A 16184-nucleotide genomic window follows, 5' to 3' on the forward strand; every position below is an offset into this window, starting at 1 on the left:
AATCCGCATATTGCGGCATGTTGTCTCGCGTCTCGTGAGGCTTGCGTGTGCCTCGCGTGGAATGTGCGCACATGGCGGCAGACGGGGGAATTCCGGGTAAAGAATCCACGCTCCCGCCCGATGCCCCACGGAACGCCCGCGCCTCGTGGCCCGCGCCGCCTCGCCCCGCCCGCGCGGCCGGCGCCGCCGTCCCGCGGAGGCGGTCCCGGGCCCGCCGGACAGACCCGCCGAAGGTGCCGCGGGACCGCGGAGCGGGTGATGGCAGGATCGTGGCCATGGATCGCGCGACCAATGCCCACCCCTATGACGCTGTGCTGCTGCTCTCCTTCGGCGGACCCGAGGGCCCGGACGACGTGCTGCCCTTCCTGGAGAACGTCACCCGCGGGCGTGGCATCCCGAAGGAGCGTCTCGCCGAGGTCGGTGCCCACTACCACCTCTTCGGCGGCGTGAGCCCGATCAACGAGCAGAACCGCACGCTGCTCGCCGCGCTGCGCGCCGACTTCGCCGCCCAGGGCCTCGACCTGCCGGTCTACTGGGGCAACCGCAACTGGGCGCCGTACCTGACGGACACGCTCCGGGAGATGGTGGCCGACGGCAGGCGGCGGATTCTGGCCCTGGTCACCAGCGCCTACGCCTCCTACTCCGGCTGCCGCCAGTACCGCGAGGACCTGGCCGCCGCGCTCGCCACCCTCGAGGAGGAGGGGCGGGAGCTGCCCCGGGTGGACAAGCTGCGGCTCTACTACAACCACCCCGGCTTCCTCACCACGGTGACCGAGGGAGTGCTCGCCGCCCTGGCCGAGCTGCCCGAGGAGGTCCGCAGGGGCGCGCACCTGGCCTTCACCACGCACTCGATCCCGGACGCGGCCGCCGACGTCTCCGGCCCGCCCCCGGCCCACGGGCCAGGCGGCGCCTACGTGGCCCAGCACCTGGACGCCGCCGGGTATGTCGCCGGGGCGGTGCGCGAGGCCACCGGCGTGGACTACCCCTGGGAGCTCGTCTACCAGTCGCGCAGCGGCGCCCCGCACGTGCCGTGGCTGGAGCCCGACATCGTGGACCACCTGCGCGGGCTGCCGGGCAAGGGCGCCTCCGCCGTGGTGATGATCCCGATCGGGTTCGTCTCGGACCACATGGAGGTCCGCTTCGACCTGGACACCGAGGCCATGGAGGCGGCCAAGGAGATCGGCCTGCCCGCCGTGCGGTCGGCCACCGTCGGCGCCGACCCGCGGTTCGTCGCCGCGGTGCGCGACCTGGTGCTGGAGCGGGCCGCCACCGAGCGCGGCGAGCGGCCGGGCCGCGCCGCCCTCGGCGACCTCGGGCCCAGCCACGACGTCTGCCCGGCCGGCTGCTGCCAGGGCCGGGTGGCCAAGCCCGCCGCGGCCGGCGCCGACAGCCCCTTCGCCTGACCCGGCCCGCCACCCGGCCCGAGACCCCGACCCGAGACCCCGACCGGAGATCCGATCGGAGACCAAGGAGCGTCACACCGTGTCCGCAGGACCGTCCCAAGGACCGCCGCAAGAAGCCGGCGCCGGCCCGGAGCTGGTCGCCGAGCTCCTCGCGCTCGCCGAGGAGGCCGCCGGCCTCGCCGGGCGGCTGCTGCGCGACGGCCGCCCGGCCGACCTCGGCGTCGCCGCCACCAAGTCCAGCCCGATCGACGTCGTCACCGAGATGGACCTCGCCGCCGAGAAGCTGATCACCGGCTTCCTCACCGAGCGGCGCCCGGCCGACGGCATCCTCGGCGAGGAGGGCGGCGAAAGCCGGGGCACCAGCGGCGTGCGGTGGGTCGTCGACCCGCTGGACGGCACCGTGAACTACCTGTACGGACTGCCTCAGTGGGCGGTGTCGATCGCCGCGCAGTGGCACGGCGAGACGGTGGCAGGCGTCGTCGCGGCGCCGATGCGCGGCGAGACCTACCGGGCCTTCGCCGGGGGCGGCGCCCAGCGCCTGGTCGCGGGGCGGGAGCCGAGCCCGCTGCGCCCGCGCCCCTCCCCGCCCCTGGACCAGGCGCTGATCGGCACCGGCTTCAACTACGTCCTCGAGGTCCGCACCGCGCAGGCCGCCCTCGCCCAGCGGCTGATCCCCCGGGTGCGGGACATCAGGCGCTCGGGCTCCGCGGCCATCGACCTGTGCGACGTGGCCGGCGGACGGCTCGACGGCTTCTTCGAACGGGGCCTTGCGCCCTGGGACCTGGCCGCAGGAGACCTCATCGCCAGGGAGGCCGGGGCGCTGACCGGCGGGCGGGTGGGCGCGCGCCCGGACGGCGAGCTCGCCGTGGCCGCAAGCCCCGGCGTCTTCGAGGTGCTCCAGCCGCTGCTCGACGAGCTCGGCGCCTGGCACGACTGAGGGGCGCGGCCCGGCGGCCGCGCCCAGGCCCTGGCCTGCCGGGGCCCGAACGCCGAAGCGCCCCCGGTGACCCCGGGGGCGCTTGTCGACGATGCGTGTCGGGCAGAACGGTTCAGGCGGTACGTGAGCCGACTTCCACGCCGTACTCGGCGGCCAGCCGGTGCAGGTCGTCCAGCTCGGCCTGCTCCACGTCCATCGCGAACACATCTCCGGCCTCACGAGCGTTGTGCAGATCGGACTCGGTGTTCGCAATGCGCTGCAGAATTCCAGCGGTGAACGCGTCCAAGGTGCGCCCCCTCGTCTTCGATCGGTCGGCACCGGGGGATGCCGGGGGTGGGTACGACCACGGCGAGCCAAACCGCGGGTCGGCAGCGTGCGGGTTGCTTGCCGCCCGGGCACGGGGTGGTCGTGGGGTGTGTGCCTTGTCCTCCCCGACAAAGCGAAGCGGGAAACCCGGCTCCCCGAAGAAATCAGAAAATCCGCGCCCGGGGCCCGGGACCGGCCGCTTTACCAGCCGTTTATGCGGGGGCGAGGCAGGATGGAGGCGGGGAGGGCCATCCAGGCGACCTGCCCAGGACCGTCACGGCACTCACGAGAGTAAGGACAAGACGTGCGCGTACTCGTCGTCGAGGACGAGCAACTGCTCGCCGACGCGGTGGCCACGGGCCTCCGCCGCGAGGCCATGGCCGTGGACGTCGTCTACGACGGCGCCGCGGCCACCGAGCGCGTCGACCTGAACGACTACGACGTCGTCGTCCTCGACCGCGATCTTCCCCTGGTGCACGGCGACGACGTGTGCCGGTACATCGTGCGGCTGGGCAAGGAGACCAGGGTGCTCATGCTGACCGCCTCGGGAGACGTCAGCGACCGCGTCGAGGGCCTGGAGATCGGGGCCGACGACTACCTGCCCAAGCCCTTCGCCTTCCGGGAGCTCATCGCCCGGGTCAGGGCGCTCGGCAGGCGGGCCACCGCCCCGCTGCCGCCGGTGCTGGAGCGCTCGGGGATACGGCTCGACCCCAACCGCAGGGAGGTCTTCCGCGGCGAGCGGCAGGTGCACCTGGCGCCGAAGGAGTTCGCGGTGCTCGAGGTGCTGATGCGCAGCGCCGGCGTCGTGGTCTCCGCCGAGCAGCTGCTGGAGAAGGCCTGGGACGAGAACACCGACCCGTTCACGAACGTGGTCCGGGTCACGGTGATGACGCTCAGGCGCAAGCTCGGGGAGCCGCCGGTGATCACCACCGTGCCCGGCGCGGGATACCGGATCTGAGCCATGGCAGCCTCTCCCTCTCCCTCGTCTCCCTCGCCTTCCTCGCCGCCGTCCCCCGCGGTCCCCCCGCCGCTGCCGGGCCACCGGCCGCCGCCCGGGGTGCCGGGGGCGCCCCCGAAGCCGCACTACGACCCGCGGGACGCGGAGCAGCCGCACAGCTGGCTGCGGCCGACGATCAGAATCCGGCTGACCCTGCTGTACGGCGGGATGTTCCTGGTCGCCGGGGTCGTGCTGCTGACGATCATCTACCTGCTGGCCGCCCGCGCCCTCCACCGGGGGAACGAGCTTCCGTTCGAGTTCTACCGTGACGCTCAGCTGCGGATCAACTCCGATGTGTGTTCCGGCGTCTCGGGTCAGGTGGTGAGCGGCGAGGAGTTCACCAACTGGGCGGAGAAGTGCTCGGACACCCAGCGCGCCCGCGCCCTCGACCAGCTCCTGCGCAGTTCCCTGCTCACCCTGCTCGGCCTCGCCGTGGCGGCCTTCGCCTTCGGCTACGTGATGGCGGGCCGGGTGCTCTCCCCGCTCGGCCGGATCACCCGCACCGCCCGCCGGGTGGCCGGGTCCGACCTGCACCGCAGGATCGAGCTGGACGGGCCGGACGACGAGTTCAAGGAGCTGGCCGACACCTTCGACGAGATGCTGGACCGGCTCGACCGTGCCTTCACCGCGCAGCAGCGCTTCGTGGCCAATGCCTCGCACGAGCTGCGCACGCCCCTGGCGATCAACAGGACGCTCCTCGAGGTGCAGCTGTCCGACCCCGGGGCCTCTCCCGAGCTCGTGCAGCTGGGCAAGACGCTGCTGGCCACGAACGAGCGCAGCGAGCAGCTCGTGGAGGGGCTGCTGCTGCTCGCCCGCAGCGAGAACGAGCTGGTGGACCGCAAGCCGGTGGACCTGGCCGAGGTGGCCACCAGGGCCGTCGAGCAGGTCCGCGGGGAGGCCCAGGCCCACGGCGTGGAGCTGCGCGGCTCCCGGCCGCCGGTGCACGTCCTGGGGAACGGCGTCCTCCTGGAGCGCATCGCGCTGAACCTCGTGCAGAACGCCGTGCGGTACAACGTGGGGCCCCGCGGCTGGGTGCGCGTGGACACGGAGGCCCGGCCGGGGCAGGCGGTGCTCGTGGTGGAGAATACGGGTCCGGTGGTGCCCGCCTACGAGGTCGATAACATGTTCGAGCCTTTCCGGCGGTTGCGCACCGAGCGCACGGGCAGCGACAAGGGGGTCGGGCTCGGGCTCTCCATCGTCCGCTCCGTCGCACGCGCCCACGGCGGCTTCGTCACGGCGGAGCCCCGGCGCGAGGGAGGGCTCGTCATGCGCGTGGCCATACCGGTCTGAGACCCTGCGAAGGCGGGAAAGAAGAGATGTGATCAATCGCATACGCGGGCTCGCCGCTGCGGGCGCGATGCGGCCCTGACCGGCCTTTCGGGCGGTCGGCGGCCCGATCGGCAGCCGCAATGATCACCTCTTCAGGCGTTCGGTTGGGTGTCGATTGAGTAACAGCGCTTGATGTGAGGCAAAATCTCGGCCTCGGGTCGGGCACAAAGTCCGGCCCCCACGCGTTACGCGCGCTGGAGATACCGCAGACACCCGGAGGGGGAGAACGAAATGGCAACCGATTACGACACTCCACGCAAGACCGACGATGACGTCAACGAGGACAGCATCGAAGAGCTGAAGGCCAGGCGGAACGACAAGTCGGCGTCCACCGTCGACGTGGACGAGTTCGAGCAGGCCGAGGGCCTGGAGCTGCCCGGCGCCGATCTGTCCAACGAGGAGCTGTCCGTCCGGGTGCTGCCACGGCAGGCCGACGAGTTCACCTGCATGAGCTGCTTCCTCGTGCACCACAGGTCGCAGCTCGCCTCGGAGAAGGACGGCCAGCCGATCTGCCGCGACTGCGCGGCGTGAGGTGTCCGCCCGGGCCGGTGCTACTGGACCGCGTCCGGGCGGGCAGCGGTGAGCGCCGCCGCCAGACGGCCGGGCCGCCGGGTCGACAGGTAGAGGTAGGGCGTCGGATCCTCCGGGTCCACCACCTCGACCCGCACGGCCGTCGGGATGTAGGCGCGAAGCAGCATATGAGCCCGGGCATCCGCACGATGGGTGCGCAAGGCGCGCGCCTCCTCGGCGTCGAGCGCCCGGGCCTCGCCCAGGGCGCTGAGCGGAATCCGGGCCTCCCCGGCGAGCAGCGAGCCGGCCGCCACCACGATCCGGGCCGAGCCGTAGCCGCTCAGCGCGATCCCGGCCACCGTGCCGCCGATCACGACCCCGCACAGGGTCACCATCGGGCCCAGCGGGAACAGGGCGACCGCGAGCAGCAGCACCCCCGCCAGCGTGATCAGCCACCAGGAGCGGGGCACCGTCAGTCGCTCGTCGTACGCCTTCATACGTCAAGCATGGCAGGCGCGCCTCCGCGGCCCGCCCGCGGCGGTAGGGTCTGCACGTGGCCACCCGGCCGCGGGTCCTCTCCGGCCCGTGCCGCGTCTGGCGGGTGGCCGAAGCGGACGAGAAGCGAACAGGAAAGGGACGGGGAGAGGCTGTGAGCGGAGTGCCGGTGGACGTGCTGATCCGGCGGATCGATCCGGCCGTTCCCCTCCCGTCCCGGGCGCACCCCGGCGACGCGGGCGTGGACCTCGTCACCACCCGGGACGCCGAGCTGGCGCCGGGGGAGCGCGCCCTGCTTCCCACCGGGATCGCCATCGCGCTGCCCGACGGCTACGCCGCGTTCGTGCATCCGCGCTCGGGGCTGGCCATCCACTGCGGGGTGGCCATGGTGAACGCGCCGGGCACCGTCGACGCCGGGTACCGTGGAGAACTCAAGGTCATCCTGATCAATCTGGACCCGAGGGAGACCGTGCGATTCCGGCGTTTCGACCGGATCGCGCAGCTCGTCGTCCAGCAGGTAGAGACGGTGCGTTTTCACGAGGTCGCCGAGCTGCCGGGATCGGCGCGGGCCACGGGGGGTTTCGGCTCCACGGGCGGGCATCCTGGCGTGCAGACCCCCTATGCTGCGGTCAGTCCCGGCGGGGGCGCCGACCGGAAAGGACAATGACGTGTTCGGACGTCGACGCAAGCGGAACGAAGAGCCAGCGGACGAGGCGGTCGAGGCCACCGCCGAGGAGGCCGGCGAGGAGGAGCCCGACGAGGCGGAGGTCCGCCGGGTCAAGCTCGAGCCCGCGCCCCGCCCCGACGGCCCCTGGGACGTCAGCGAGGTCGGCAAGCCCGCCGACGGGCGGGTGGACCTCGGTGGGCTCTTCGTGCCCGGCGTGCAGGGCATGGAACTGCGCGTCGAGGTGGCGGGGGACGCCATCGTCGCCGCGACCGTCGTGCTGAAGGACAGCGCCATCCAGCTCCAGGCCTTCGCCGCCCCCAAGCGGGAGGGCATCTGGGGCGAGGTCCGCGAGGAGATCGCCGCCGGCATCACGCAGCAGGGCGGGACGACCAACGAAGTCGAGGGCCCGCTCGGCTGGGAGCTGCAGGCCAGGGTCCCGGTGCAGCTGCCCGACGGGAAGCGCGGCACCCAGGTCGTCAGGTTCGTCGGCGTGGACGGCCCCCGCTGGTTCCTGCGCGGGGTGATCTCCGGCCAGGGCGCGGTGCAGCCGCAGGCGGCCGGGCTGCTGGAGCAGATCTTCCGGGACACCGTCGTCGTGCGCGGCGAGGGCCCGATGGCCCCCAGGGACCCGATCGTCCTCAAGCTGCCGCAGGACGCCCAGATGGTGCCCGACGGGGTCAAGCAGGAGAAGGCGGGAGGGGACGGCACGCCGGTCTCCCGCTTCGCCGGTGGCCTGGACAAGCTCCGGCGCGGACCGGAGATCTCCGAGGTCCGCTGAGAGGCGACCGCCCGCCCCGCGGGCGGTCCGAAGCGCCCGGCCCACGCGCCGGGCGCCCGAGGGCGCCGTGACCCCGGCGCCTCTCGCCCCCCTTTCGCCCCGTCCCCGCGCTTCTGCGGCATCCCCCACGGCTGCGCACGGCTCCGCCTGCGCCGTTCCCCCACCGCTCCCGGGCCTCGCGGGCCGCTCGTGTCCGGCTCGCGGGCCGCTCGTGTGTCGGAAGCGCCCCAAGGGGTACCTGGCAGTTCTCCGAGGGGAGACCGCCATGGGTAAGGGACGCCACGCGCGCACCGGGAGCGAACCGGTCACCGCCTTCAGCGCCCTGCGGCTGCGGCTGGTGCTCTCGGTGATCTTCACCCCACTCTTCGCAGCCGCCGCCGTGCTGTTCGCCATCTGGGCCGCCCTCTCCGATCCGGGCGACCGCCCCACCTCCGCCGAGCTGGTGTGGATCACGGTGGGTTTCGGGCTGCTCACGCTCATCGCGCTCACCGATCTGGTGGTGGTCGCCCGCCGCCTCCGCCGCAGGCGGCGCGAGCGCTCCTGAGGCCCCTGCCTGCCTCGCCCCCGCCCGTCCCGGGCCGCCCCGCGGCCGCCGTACGGGGCGCGTACGGGCCTCGTATGAGCCATGTCAACGGGGCGTCTTCGCACGTCAGAGTGCCGTCAAGGGGGTTCGCGCGGCCCGTGGGCGGAGGTTCCCTGTGCGGGTGACTGTCAACCGACCCGCTCAGGAGTTCCCGATGGCCGATGTGGTCTTCGTCCTGGCCACGCTCGCGACCTTCGCGCTGGTGGCCCTCACCGCTCACGGGGTGACGAAGCTGTGAGCGCGGAGAACCTCGCCGGGCTCTGCGTCGCGGTGGCGCTGCTCGGCTACCTGGTCCTGGCCCTGCTGTTCCCCGAGAGATTCTGAGCGACGCCCATGAGCCCCGTCTTCCTGGACGTGCTCCAGATCTCCGCCCTGGTGGTGGCCCTGGTCCTGGTGCACCGTCCCTTCGGCGACTACATGGCCGCCGTCTACACCTCCAAGAAACACCTGCGTGCCGAGCGGTGGATCTACCGCGCCATCGGCGCGGACCCGGACGCGGAGATGCGCTGGACCGCCTACCTCCGCGGTGTCCTGGCGTTCTCCGTGGCCGGCATGCTGCTGCTCTACCTGCTCCAGCGCCTGCAGGACCACCTGCCGCTCTCCCTCGGCTTCGCGCCGATCCCGGCCGACCAGGCGTTCAACACCGCCGCCTCCTTCGTGGCGAACACCAACTGGCAGTCGTACTCGGGCGAGTCGGCGATGGGGCACCTCGTCCAGATGGCCGGCCTCGCGGTGCAGAACTTCGTCTCCGCCGCCGTCGGCATGGCCGTGGCCATCGCCCTGGTCCGCGGGTTCGCCCGGTTCCGCAGCGGGCAGCTCGGCAACTTCTGGTCCGACCTGGTGCGCGGCGTGGTGCGCATCCTGCTGCCGATCGCCACCGTCTTCGCGCTCGTCCTGGTGGCGCGCGGCGCCATCCAGAACCTCTCGGGCGGCGAGACGGTCCACACCCTGGGCGGCGCCGCCCAGCGCCTCACCGGCGGGCCCGTCGCCTCCCAGGAGGTGATCAAGGAACTGGGCACCAACGGGGGCGGCTTCTACAACGCCAACTCCGCCCACCCCTTCGAGAACCCGGACGGGATCACCAACTACCTGGAGATGTTCCTGATCCTGGTGATCCCCTTCTCGCTGCCCCGCACCTTCGGCCGGATGGTCGGCAGCGTCCGGCAGGGGTACGCGATCGTCGCGGCGATGGCCGTCATCTGCCTGGCCGGGATCGTCGCGGTCACCGTGATCGAGCACCAGGCCCCCGGCGCCGCCTCGCAGCTGGCGGGCGGCGGCATGGAGGGCAAGGAGCAGCGGTTCGGGATCGGCGGGTCCTCGATGTTCTCGGTGGTCACCACCATGACCTCGACCGGCGCGGTCAACTCCTTCCACGATTCCTTCCAGGGCCTCTCGGGCGGCGTGCTGATCTTCGGCATGGCGCTGGGCGAGATCGCCCCGGGGGGCGTCGGCTCCGGGCTCTACGGGATGCTGATCATGGCGGTGATCGCGGTCTTCGTCGCGGGCCTCATGGTCGGCCGCACCCCCGAGTACCTGGGCAAGAAGATCGGTGCCCGCGAGATCAAGCTCGCCTCCTGCTACATCCTGATCACTCCGGCGCTCGTGCTGATCGGCACCGCCGTGGCCATGGCCCTGCCCGACGGCGAGGAGGCCATGACCAACATCGGCCCGCACGGCTTCTCCGAGGTGCTTTACGCCTACACCTCGGCCGCCAACAACAACGGCAGCGCCTTCGCCGGCTTCGGGGCGAACACCACCTACTTCAACACCACCCTGGGCCTGGCCATGCTGCTCGGCCGCTTCCTGCCGATGGTGTTCGTGCTCGCCCTGGCGGGCTCGCTCGCCCGGCAGCGCCGCGTCCCGGTCACGGCCGGCACCCTGCGCACCCACCGTCCGCTGTTCAGCGGGCTGCTCGTGGCCTGCGTCGTCATCGTCGCGGGGCTGACGTTCTTCCCGGCGCTGTCCCTCGGCCCGCTCGCGGAAGGACTCTCCGTATGACCACCTCGACCCCCGTCCGCCCGAAGGCCGGTCCCCGCGAGCGCGGCGGCGCCGGCGCCGGGGCGAAGGTCGCGCCGGGCCGGTTCGACCCGCGCCTGCTGGCCGTCTCGCTCCCCGAGGCGTTCCGCAAGCTCGACCCGCGGGTCATGATCGCCTCGCCGGTCATGTTCGTCGTCGAGATCGGCTCGGTGCTCACCACCGTGCTCGCCGTCGCCGACCCAGGCGACTGGTTCGGCTGGACGATCGCCGCCTGGCTGTGGCTGACCGTCCTGTTCGCCAACCTGGCCGAGGCCGTGGCCGAGGGCCGCGGCCGGGCGCAGGCCGACTCGCTGCGCCGGGCCCGCACCGACAGCGTCGCGCGGCGCCTCGGGGACGACGGGCGCGAGGAGCGGGTGGCGGGCACCGCGCTGCGCGTCGGCGACCGCGTGGTCTGCGAGGCCGGGGACGTCATACCCGGGGACGGGGACGTCGTGGAGGGCGTCGCCTCGGTGGACGAGTCGGCGATCACCGGCGAGTCGGCCCCCGTCATCAGGGAGTCGGGCGGCGACCGCTCCGCCGTCACCGGCGGCACCCGGGTGCTCTCCGACCGGATCGTCGTCCGGATCACCACCAGGCCGGGCGAGACCTTCCTGGACCGGATGATCTCCCTGGTGGAGGGCGCCTCCCGGCAGAAGACCCCCAACGAGATCGCCCTCAACATCCTCCTGGCGAGCCTCACGATCGTCTTCCTGCTCGCGGTGGTGACCCTGCAGCCCTTCGCCGTGTACGCCGGGGCCGAGCAGTCGGCCGTGGTGCTCACCGCGCTGCTGGTCTGCCTCATCCCGACCACCATCGGGGCCCTGCTCTCGGCGATCGGCATCGCCGGCATGGACCGGCTGGTCCAGCGCAACGTGCTGGCCACCTCGGGCCGCGCCGTGGAGGCCGCGGGAGACGTGTCCACGCTGCTGCTCGACAAGACCGGCACCATCACCCACGGCAACCGGCAGGCCGCCGCCTTCCTGCCGCTGCCCGGGGTCGGCATCGAGGAACTGGCGGAGGCCGCCCGGCTGTCCTCCCTGGCCGACGAGACGCCCGAGGGCCGCTCGATCGCCGCCCTGGCCACCACGCGGTACGGGCTGCACCCCCTCGACCGCGCGGAACTCCGGGATGCCGACTGGGTGCCGTTCACCGCCCAGACCCGCATGTCGGGGGTGGACACCGGCGGCCGCCGCATCCGCAAGGGCGCGGCGAGCGCGATCGGCCGGTGGGTCACCGCCCACGGCGGCCGGGTGCCGGAGGCGGCCGCCGCGGGCGTCGAGGAGATCAGCGCCGAGGGCGGAACGCCGCTGCTGGTCGCCGTCCACGACGAGGCGGCGGGCGCGGCCCGCGTGCTCGGCGTCGTCCACCTCAAGGACGTCGTCAAGGACGGGCTGCGCGAGCGGTTCGAGGCGCTGCGCGCCATGGGCATCAGGACCGTCATGATCACCGGCGACAACGCGAGGACCGCCAAGGCCATCGCCGCGGAGGCGGGCGTCGACGACTACCTGGCCGAGGCCACGCCCGAGGACAAGATGGCGCTGATCAAGCGGGAACAGGCGGGCGGCCGGCTGGTCGCCATGACCGGCGACGGCACCAACGACGCCCCCGCGCTGGCCCAGGCGGACGTCGGGGTCGCGATGAACACCGGGACCTCGGCCGCCAAGGAGGCCGGGAACATGGTGGACCTCGACTCCGACCCCACCAAGCTGATCGACATCGTGCAGATCGGCAAGCAGCTGCTGATCACGCGCGGCGCGCTGACCACCTTCTCCATCGCCAACGACATCGCGAAGTACTTCGCGATCATCCCGGCGATGTTCGCGGCGGCCTACCCGGGCCTGGACCACCTCAACATCATGGGCCTGTCCTCGCCGGAGTCGGCCATCCTCTCGGCGGTGATCTTCAACGCGCTGATCATCGTCGCGCTGGTGCCGCTCGCGCTGCGCGGCGTGGCCTACCGGCCGCTGGGCGCCGACAGCCTGCTGCGCCGCAACCTCGGCCGCTACGGACTCGGCGGCCTCGTCGCCCCCTTCCTCGGCATCAAGCTGATCGACCTGCTCCTCTCCCTCATCCCAGGCATCGGGTGATCCACATGTCCTTCCACCCACGCACCTTGGCCAGGCCCCTGTGGGCGGGCCTGCGGGCGGTGCTCGCGCTCACCCTGGTGACCGGCGTGCTCTATCCGCTCGTGGTCACCGGCATCGCCCAGGCGGCCTTCCACCACCAGGCGAACGGCTCGATCGTGCGGGCCGACGGCCGGGACGTCGGCTCCTCGCTGATCGGGCAGAGCTGGACGGGCCCCGACGGCGAGCCCGACCCGCACTGGTTCCAGCCCCGTCCCTCGAACAGCGGCTACGATCCGCTGGCCACGGGCTCCGGCCAGCTCGGCGCGAGCGACCCGACGCTGGTCGCCACGGTCGAGGCGGCGCGCGAGCAGGTGGCGGCGTTCAACGGGGTCCCCGTCTCCGAGGTGCCACCGGACGCGGTGACGGGCTCCGGCTCGGCCATCGACCCGGACATCTCCCCGGAGTACGCCGAACTCCAGATCGCGCGCGTCGCCCACGCCAACGGGCTGCCCACGGGCGACGTGCGGCGCCTCGTCGAGGAGCACACTCAGGGCCGTGACCTGGGCATATTCGGGGACGAGCGGGTCAACGTGCTGCGGCTCAACCTCGACCTGCGCGAGCTGGCCGCCCGCTGAGCCAAGATCCGTCCGGCGCACCGGGCACGGGAGCGACTCCGCCCGTGTCCGGTGTTTCCGGTATGTGCGCCCGAGCGGGACACTGGGCGGTGAATCGAATATCCATACGGAACCCTGACGGTCGTGCGGCTTCTCCCCGGCCGGTGCGTTCCGGAGCACGGATGAGAATGGACCCATGGCACGCCGCGGCAAACTGAGGATCTACCTGGGAGCGGCCCCCGGCGTCGGCAAGACCTACGCCATGCTCTCGGAGGCCCACCGGCGCGTGGAGCGCGGCGCGGACCTCGTCGTCGCGCTCGTCGAGCACCACGACCGCCCCCGCACCCGGCTGCTGCTGCACGGCCTGGAGGAGGTGCCACGCCTGCGCCTGCCCTACCGCGACGGCGTCTTCGAGGAGATGGACACCGAGGCGGTGCTGCGCCGGGCGCCCCGGATCGCGCTGGTCGACGAGCTGGCCCACACCAACGTCCCCGGCGCCCCCAGGGAGAAGCGCTGGCAGGACATCGAGGCGCTGCTCGACGCGGGCATCGACGTCATCTCCACCGTGAACATCCAGCACCTGGAGTCGCTCGGCGACGTCGTGGAGTCGATCACCGGCGTCCGCCAGCGCGAGACGGTGCCCGACGAGATCGTCCGGCGCGCGGACCAGATCGAGCTGGTCGACATGGCCCCCGAGGCGCTGCGCCGGCGCATGGCGCACGGAAACATCTACGCCCCCGACCGCGTCGACGCCGCCCTGTCCCACTACTTCCGGCCGGGCAACCTCACCGCGCTGCGGGAGCTGGCCCTGCTGTGGACGGCGGACCGGGTGGACGCCTACCTGCAGCAGTACCGCTCCGAGCACGGCATCAGGTCCACCTGGCACGCCCGCGAGCGCATCGTCGTCGGCCTCACCGGCGGCCCCGAGGGCTCCACCCTCATCCGCCGCGCCGCCAGGATGGCGGCCAAGTCCTCGGGCAGCGAGATCCTCGCCGTCTACATCGCCCGCTCCGACGGGCTCACCTCCGCCTCCCCGCGCGAGCTCGCCGCCCAGCGCACCCTCGTCGAGCAGCTCGGCGGCACCTTCCACCACGTGATCGGCGACGACATACCGAGCGCGCTGCTCGACTTCGCCCGCGGCGTCAACGCCAACCAGATCGTGCTCGGCTCCAGCCGGCGCAAGAGCTGGCAGTACATCTTCGGGCCCGGCGTCGGCGCCACCGTCGCCCGGGAGTCCGGCTCCGACATCGACGTGCACATCGTCACCCACGACGAGGTCGCCAAGGGCCGCGGCCTGCCCGCCGCCCGCGGGGCGAGGCTCGGCAGGTCGCGCCTGCTCGCGGGCTGGCTGATCGGCCTGCTCGGCCCGGTGCTCCTCACCCCGGTGCTCTCCGAGCCCGCCGAGGGCCCGGAGTTCGCCAGCGACGTGCTGCTCTTCCTGTCCTGCACGGTGATCGCCGCCCTGGCCGGCGGGCTCTACCCGGGGCTGGTCTCGGCGGCGGTCGGCTCCATGCTGCTGAACTACTACTTCGCCAAGCCGATCCAGCAGTGGACCATCGACCAGGGCCCGAACATCGTGGCCATCGTCGTCTTCTTCGCCATCGCCGTCGCCGTGGCCTCGGTCGTCGACCACTCGGCCCGCCGCACCCAGCAGGCCGCCAGGCTGCGCGCCGAGTCGGAGACCCTGACCCTGCTGGCCGGCAGCGTGCTGCGCGGCGAGGACACCCTGGGTGCGCTGCTCGAACGCGCCAGGGAGACCTTCGGCATGGACTGCGCCGCGCTGCTGGAGCGGGACCGCGAGCGCCGCACCTGGTCCTGCGTGGGCAGCGTCGCGGTGCGCGAGGACGCCACGCCGCTGAACGCCCCCGAGGACGCCGACGTGGACGTGCCGGTCGGGGAGGACACGATGCTCGCCCTCTCCGGCCGGGTCCTGCCCGCCGAGGACCGGCGGGTGCTCACCGCCTTCGCCGCCCACGCCGCGGCCCTGCTGGACCGGCAGCGGCTGAAGAACGAGGCGATGCGGGCCCACAAGCTCGACGAGGGCAACCGCATCCGCACCGCCCTGCTCGCCGCCGTCTCGCACGACCTGCGCACCCCGCTGGCCGCGATCAAGGCGAGCGTCTCCAGCCTCCGCTCGGACGACGTGGCCTGGTCCGAGGAGGACGAGGCCGACCTGCTGGAGAGCATCGAGCAGGGGGCCGACCGCCTCGACCAGCTGGTGGGCAACCTGCTGGACATGTCCCGGCTGCAGACCGGGACCGTGGAGCCGCTGATCCGGGCCATCGACCTGGACGAGGTCGTGCCCAGGGCGCTCGGCGGCATCCCCGAGGGCAGCGTGGAGCTGGACATCCCCGAGACGCTGCCCTTCGTGGCCGCCGACCCGGGACTGCTGGAGCGCAGCGTCGCCAACATCGTCGAGAACGCCGTCAAGTACGGACCGGCGGGCACGCCGGTGCAGGTGCGGGCCAGCGCGCTGGGCAACCGGGTCGAGCTCAGGGTGGTCGACCGGGGCCGCGGGGTGCCCGACAGCGAGAAGGACCGGATCTTCGAGCCCTTCCAGCGCTTCGGGGACACCCCGCGGGGCGACGGGGTGGGCCTCGGGCTCGCGGTCGCCCGCGGGTTCGCCGAGGCCATGCGCGGCACCCTCGACGCCGAGGACACCCCGGGCGGCGGGCTGACCATGGTCCTCACCCTGCCCACCGCCGCCGGCGCGCAGGACGCGCCCGCCGGGGAGGGCGGCGAAGCCGCGGCGGCCCAGGAACCAGCCATCACCGAAAGAAAGGCGGCACATGCACCGGGTGCTCGTGGTCGATGACGAGCCGCAGATTCTGCGCGCCCTCGTGATCAACCTCAAGGCCAGGGACTACGAGGTGGACACGGCGCTCGACGGCGCCTCCGCGCTGCGGCTGGCCGCCGACCGCCATCCCGACGTGATCATTCTCGACCTCGGGCTGCCCGACATGGACGGGGTGGACGTGATCACCGGCATCCGCGGCTGGACGCGGGTGCCCATCATCGTCCTGTCCGCCCGGCACGCCTCGGACGAGAAGGTGGAGGCCCTGGACGCCGGGGCCGACGACTACGTCACCAAGCCCTTCGGCATGGACGAGCTGCTGGCCAGGCTCAGGGCGGCGGTCCGGCGCGCCGAGCCGGGCGGCACCGAGGGCGAGGCGGTGGTGGACGCCGGGAGCTTCTCGGTCGACCTGGCCGCCAAGAAGGTCCACAGAAACGGCCGCGACGTGCGCCTCACGCCCACCGAGTGGCACCTGCTCGAAGTGCTCATCCGCAACGCCGGGCGCCTGGTCAGCCAGAAGCAGCTCTTGCAGGAGGTGTGGGGCCCCGCCTACGGCACCGAGACCAACTACCTGCGGGTCTACATGGCGCAACTGCGGCGCAAACTGGAGGCCGACCCCTCGGCGCCGCGTCATCTCATCACCGAGCCGGGGATGGGCTACCGCTTCGAACGCTGACGGACGGCCCCCT

General features: G+C 72.7%; 16 protein-coding genes. 14 read left to right on the forward strand and 2 right to left on the reverse strand.

Going from position 1 to position 16184, the window contains the following annotated elements; translation table 11 throughout:
• Window positions 1-275 precede the first annotated feature (275 nt).
• Together D7294_RS26325 and D7294_RS26330 are read left to right on the forward strand one after the other, a co-directional pair.
• Complete coding sequence (locus D7294_RS26325; protein ID WP_120684084.1) at window positions 276-1403, forward strand: ferrochelatase; 1128 nt, start codon at window positions 276-278, stop codon at window positions 1401-1403.
• Window positions 1404-1482: 79 nt separating this feature from the next.
• A complete protein-coding gene (locus tag D7294_RS26330) occupies window positions 1483-2340 on the forward strand; it encodes an inositol monophosphatase family protein (RefSeq protein ID WP_422070743.1) in 858 nt (285 codons plus the stop codon).
• Between the two features lie 112 nt (window positions 2341-2452).
• Here the strand turns inward: D7294_RS26330 and D7294_RS32320 are convergent, their stop codons facing one another.
• A complete protein-coding gene (locus D7294_RS32320; protein WP_174248446.1) occupies window positions 2453-2626 on the reverse strand; it encodes a hypothetical protein in 174 nt (57 codons plus the stop codon).
• A gap of 324 nt (window positions 2627-2950) precedes the next feature.
• Between D7294_RS32320 and D7294_RS26335 the strand changes: the two genes are divergently transcribed.
• The 3 genes from D7294_RS26335 to D7294_RS26345 all read left to right on the forward strand — a co-directional run bounded on the left by D7294_RS26335 (window position 2951) and on the right by D7294_RS26345 (window position 5503).
• Entirely contained in the window at window positions 2951-3604 is a 654-nt protein-coding gene (locus D7294_RS26335; RefSeq protein WP_120684086.1) for a response regulator transcription factor, read from the forward strand.
• A gap of 3 nt (window positions 3605-3607) precedes the next feature.
• A complete protein-coding gene (locus D7294_RS26340; protein WP_120684088.1) occupies window positions 3608-4933 on the forward strand; it encodes a sensor histidine kinase in 1326 nt (441 codons plus the stop codon).
• A 270-nt stretch (window positions 4934-5203) separates the two neighbouring features.
• Entirely contained in the window at window positions 5204-5503 is a 300-nt protein-coding gene (locus tag D7294_RS26345) for a DUF4193 domain-containing protein (protein WP_049571160.1), read from the forward strand.
• Window positions 5504-5523: 20 nt separating this feature from the next.
• Here the strand turns inward: D7294_RS26345 and D7294_RS26350 are convergent, their stop codons facing one another.
• Window positions 5524-5979, reverse strand: a complete 456-nt coding sequence (locus tag D7294_RS26350; RefSeq protein ID WP_120684091.1) for a DUF3093 domain-containing protein — start codon at window positions 5977-5979, stop codon at window positions 5524-5526.
• Between the two features lie 152 nt (window positions 5980-6131).
• On the opposite strand from D7294_RS26350, the gene dut reads away from it, so the two are divergent.
• From dut to D7294_RS26395, 9 genes are all read left to right on the forward strand, one after another.
• Complete coding sequence (gene dut, locus D7294_RS26355) at window positions 6132-6644, forward strand: dUTP diphosphatase (RefSeq protein ID WP_120684093.1); 513 nt, start codon at window positions 6132-6134, stop codon at window positions 6642-6644.
• A 1-nt stretch (window position 6645) separates the two neighbouring features.
• Entirely contained in the window at window positions 6646-7422 is a 777-nt protein-coding gene (locus D7294_RS26360; protein ID WP_120684095.1) for a DUF3710 domain-containing protein, read from the forward strand.
• Between the two features lie 265 nt (window positions 7423-7687).
• Window positions 7688-7966: a DUF6343 family protein gene (locus tag D7294_RS26365; protein ID WP_120684097.1), complete on the forward strand. Its 279-nt coding sequence runs from the start codon at window positions 7688-7690 to the stop codon at window positions 7964-7966.
• A gap of 273 nt (window positions 7967-8239) precedes the next feature.
• A complete protein-coding gene (kdpF, locus tag D7294_RS26370) occupies window positions 8240-8329 on the forward strand; it encodes a K(+)-transporting ATPase subunit F (RefSeq protein ID WP_120684099.1) in 90 nt (29 codons plus the stop codon).
• Window positions 8330-8338: 9 nt separating this feature from the next.
• The gene (gene kdpA, locus D7294_RS26375; protein ID WP_120684102.1) at window positions 8339-10003 is read left to right on the forward strand and encodes a potassium-transporting ATPase subunit KdpA; all 1665 of its coding nucleotides are present in this window, start codon (window positions 8339-8341) and stop codon (window positions 10001-10003) included.
• Window positions 10000-12108, forward strand: a complete 2109-nt coding sequence (gene kdpB / locus D7294_RS26380) for a potassium-transporting ATPase subunit KdpB (protein ID WP_120684104.1) — start codon at window positions 10000-10002, stop codon at window positions 12106-12108. The genes kdpA and kdpB overlap by 4 nt, the downstream gene beginning before the upstream one ends.
• Before the next feature lie 5 nt (window positions 12109-12113).
• On the forward strand, window positions 12114-12722 hold the full coding sequence (gene kdpC / locus D7294_RS26385; protein ID WP_120684186.1) for a potassium-transporting ATPase subunit KdpC: 609 nt from the start codon (window positions 12114-12116) through the stop codon (window positions 12720-12722).
• A 175-nt stretch (window positions 12723-12897) separates the two neighbouring features.
• Complete coding sequence (locus tag D7294_RS26390) at window positions 12898-15516, forward strand: sensor histidine kinase (RefSeq protein WP_120684106.1); 2619 nt, start codon at window positions 12898-12900, stop codon at window positions 15514-15516.
• Window positions 15491-16171, forward strand: coding sequence for a response regulator (locus tag D7294_RS26395; RefSeq protein WP_120684108.1), 681 nt, complete (start codon window positions 15491-15493; stop codon window positions 16169-16171). The genes D7294_RS26390 and D7294_RS26395 overlap by 26 nt, the downstream gene beginning before the upstream one ends.
• The last annotated feature ends 13 nt before the right edge of the window (window positions 16172-16184 follow it).

Source organism: Streptomyces hoynatensis (assembly GCF_003626535.1).
Lineage (GTDB): Bacteria > Actinomycetota > Actinomycetes > Streptomycetales > Streptomycetaceae > Streptomyces > Streptomyces hoynatensis.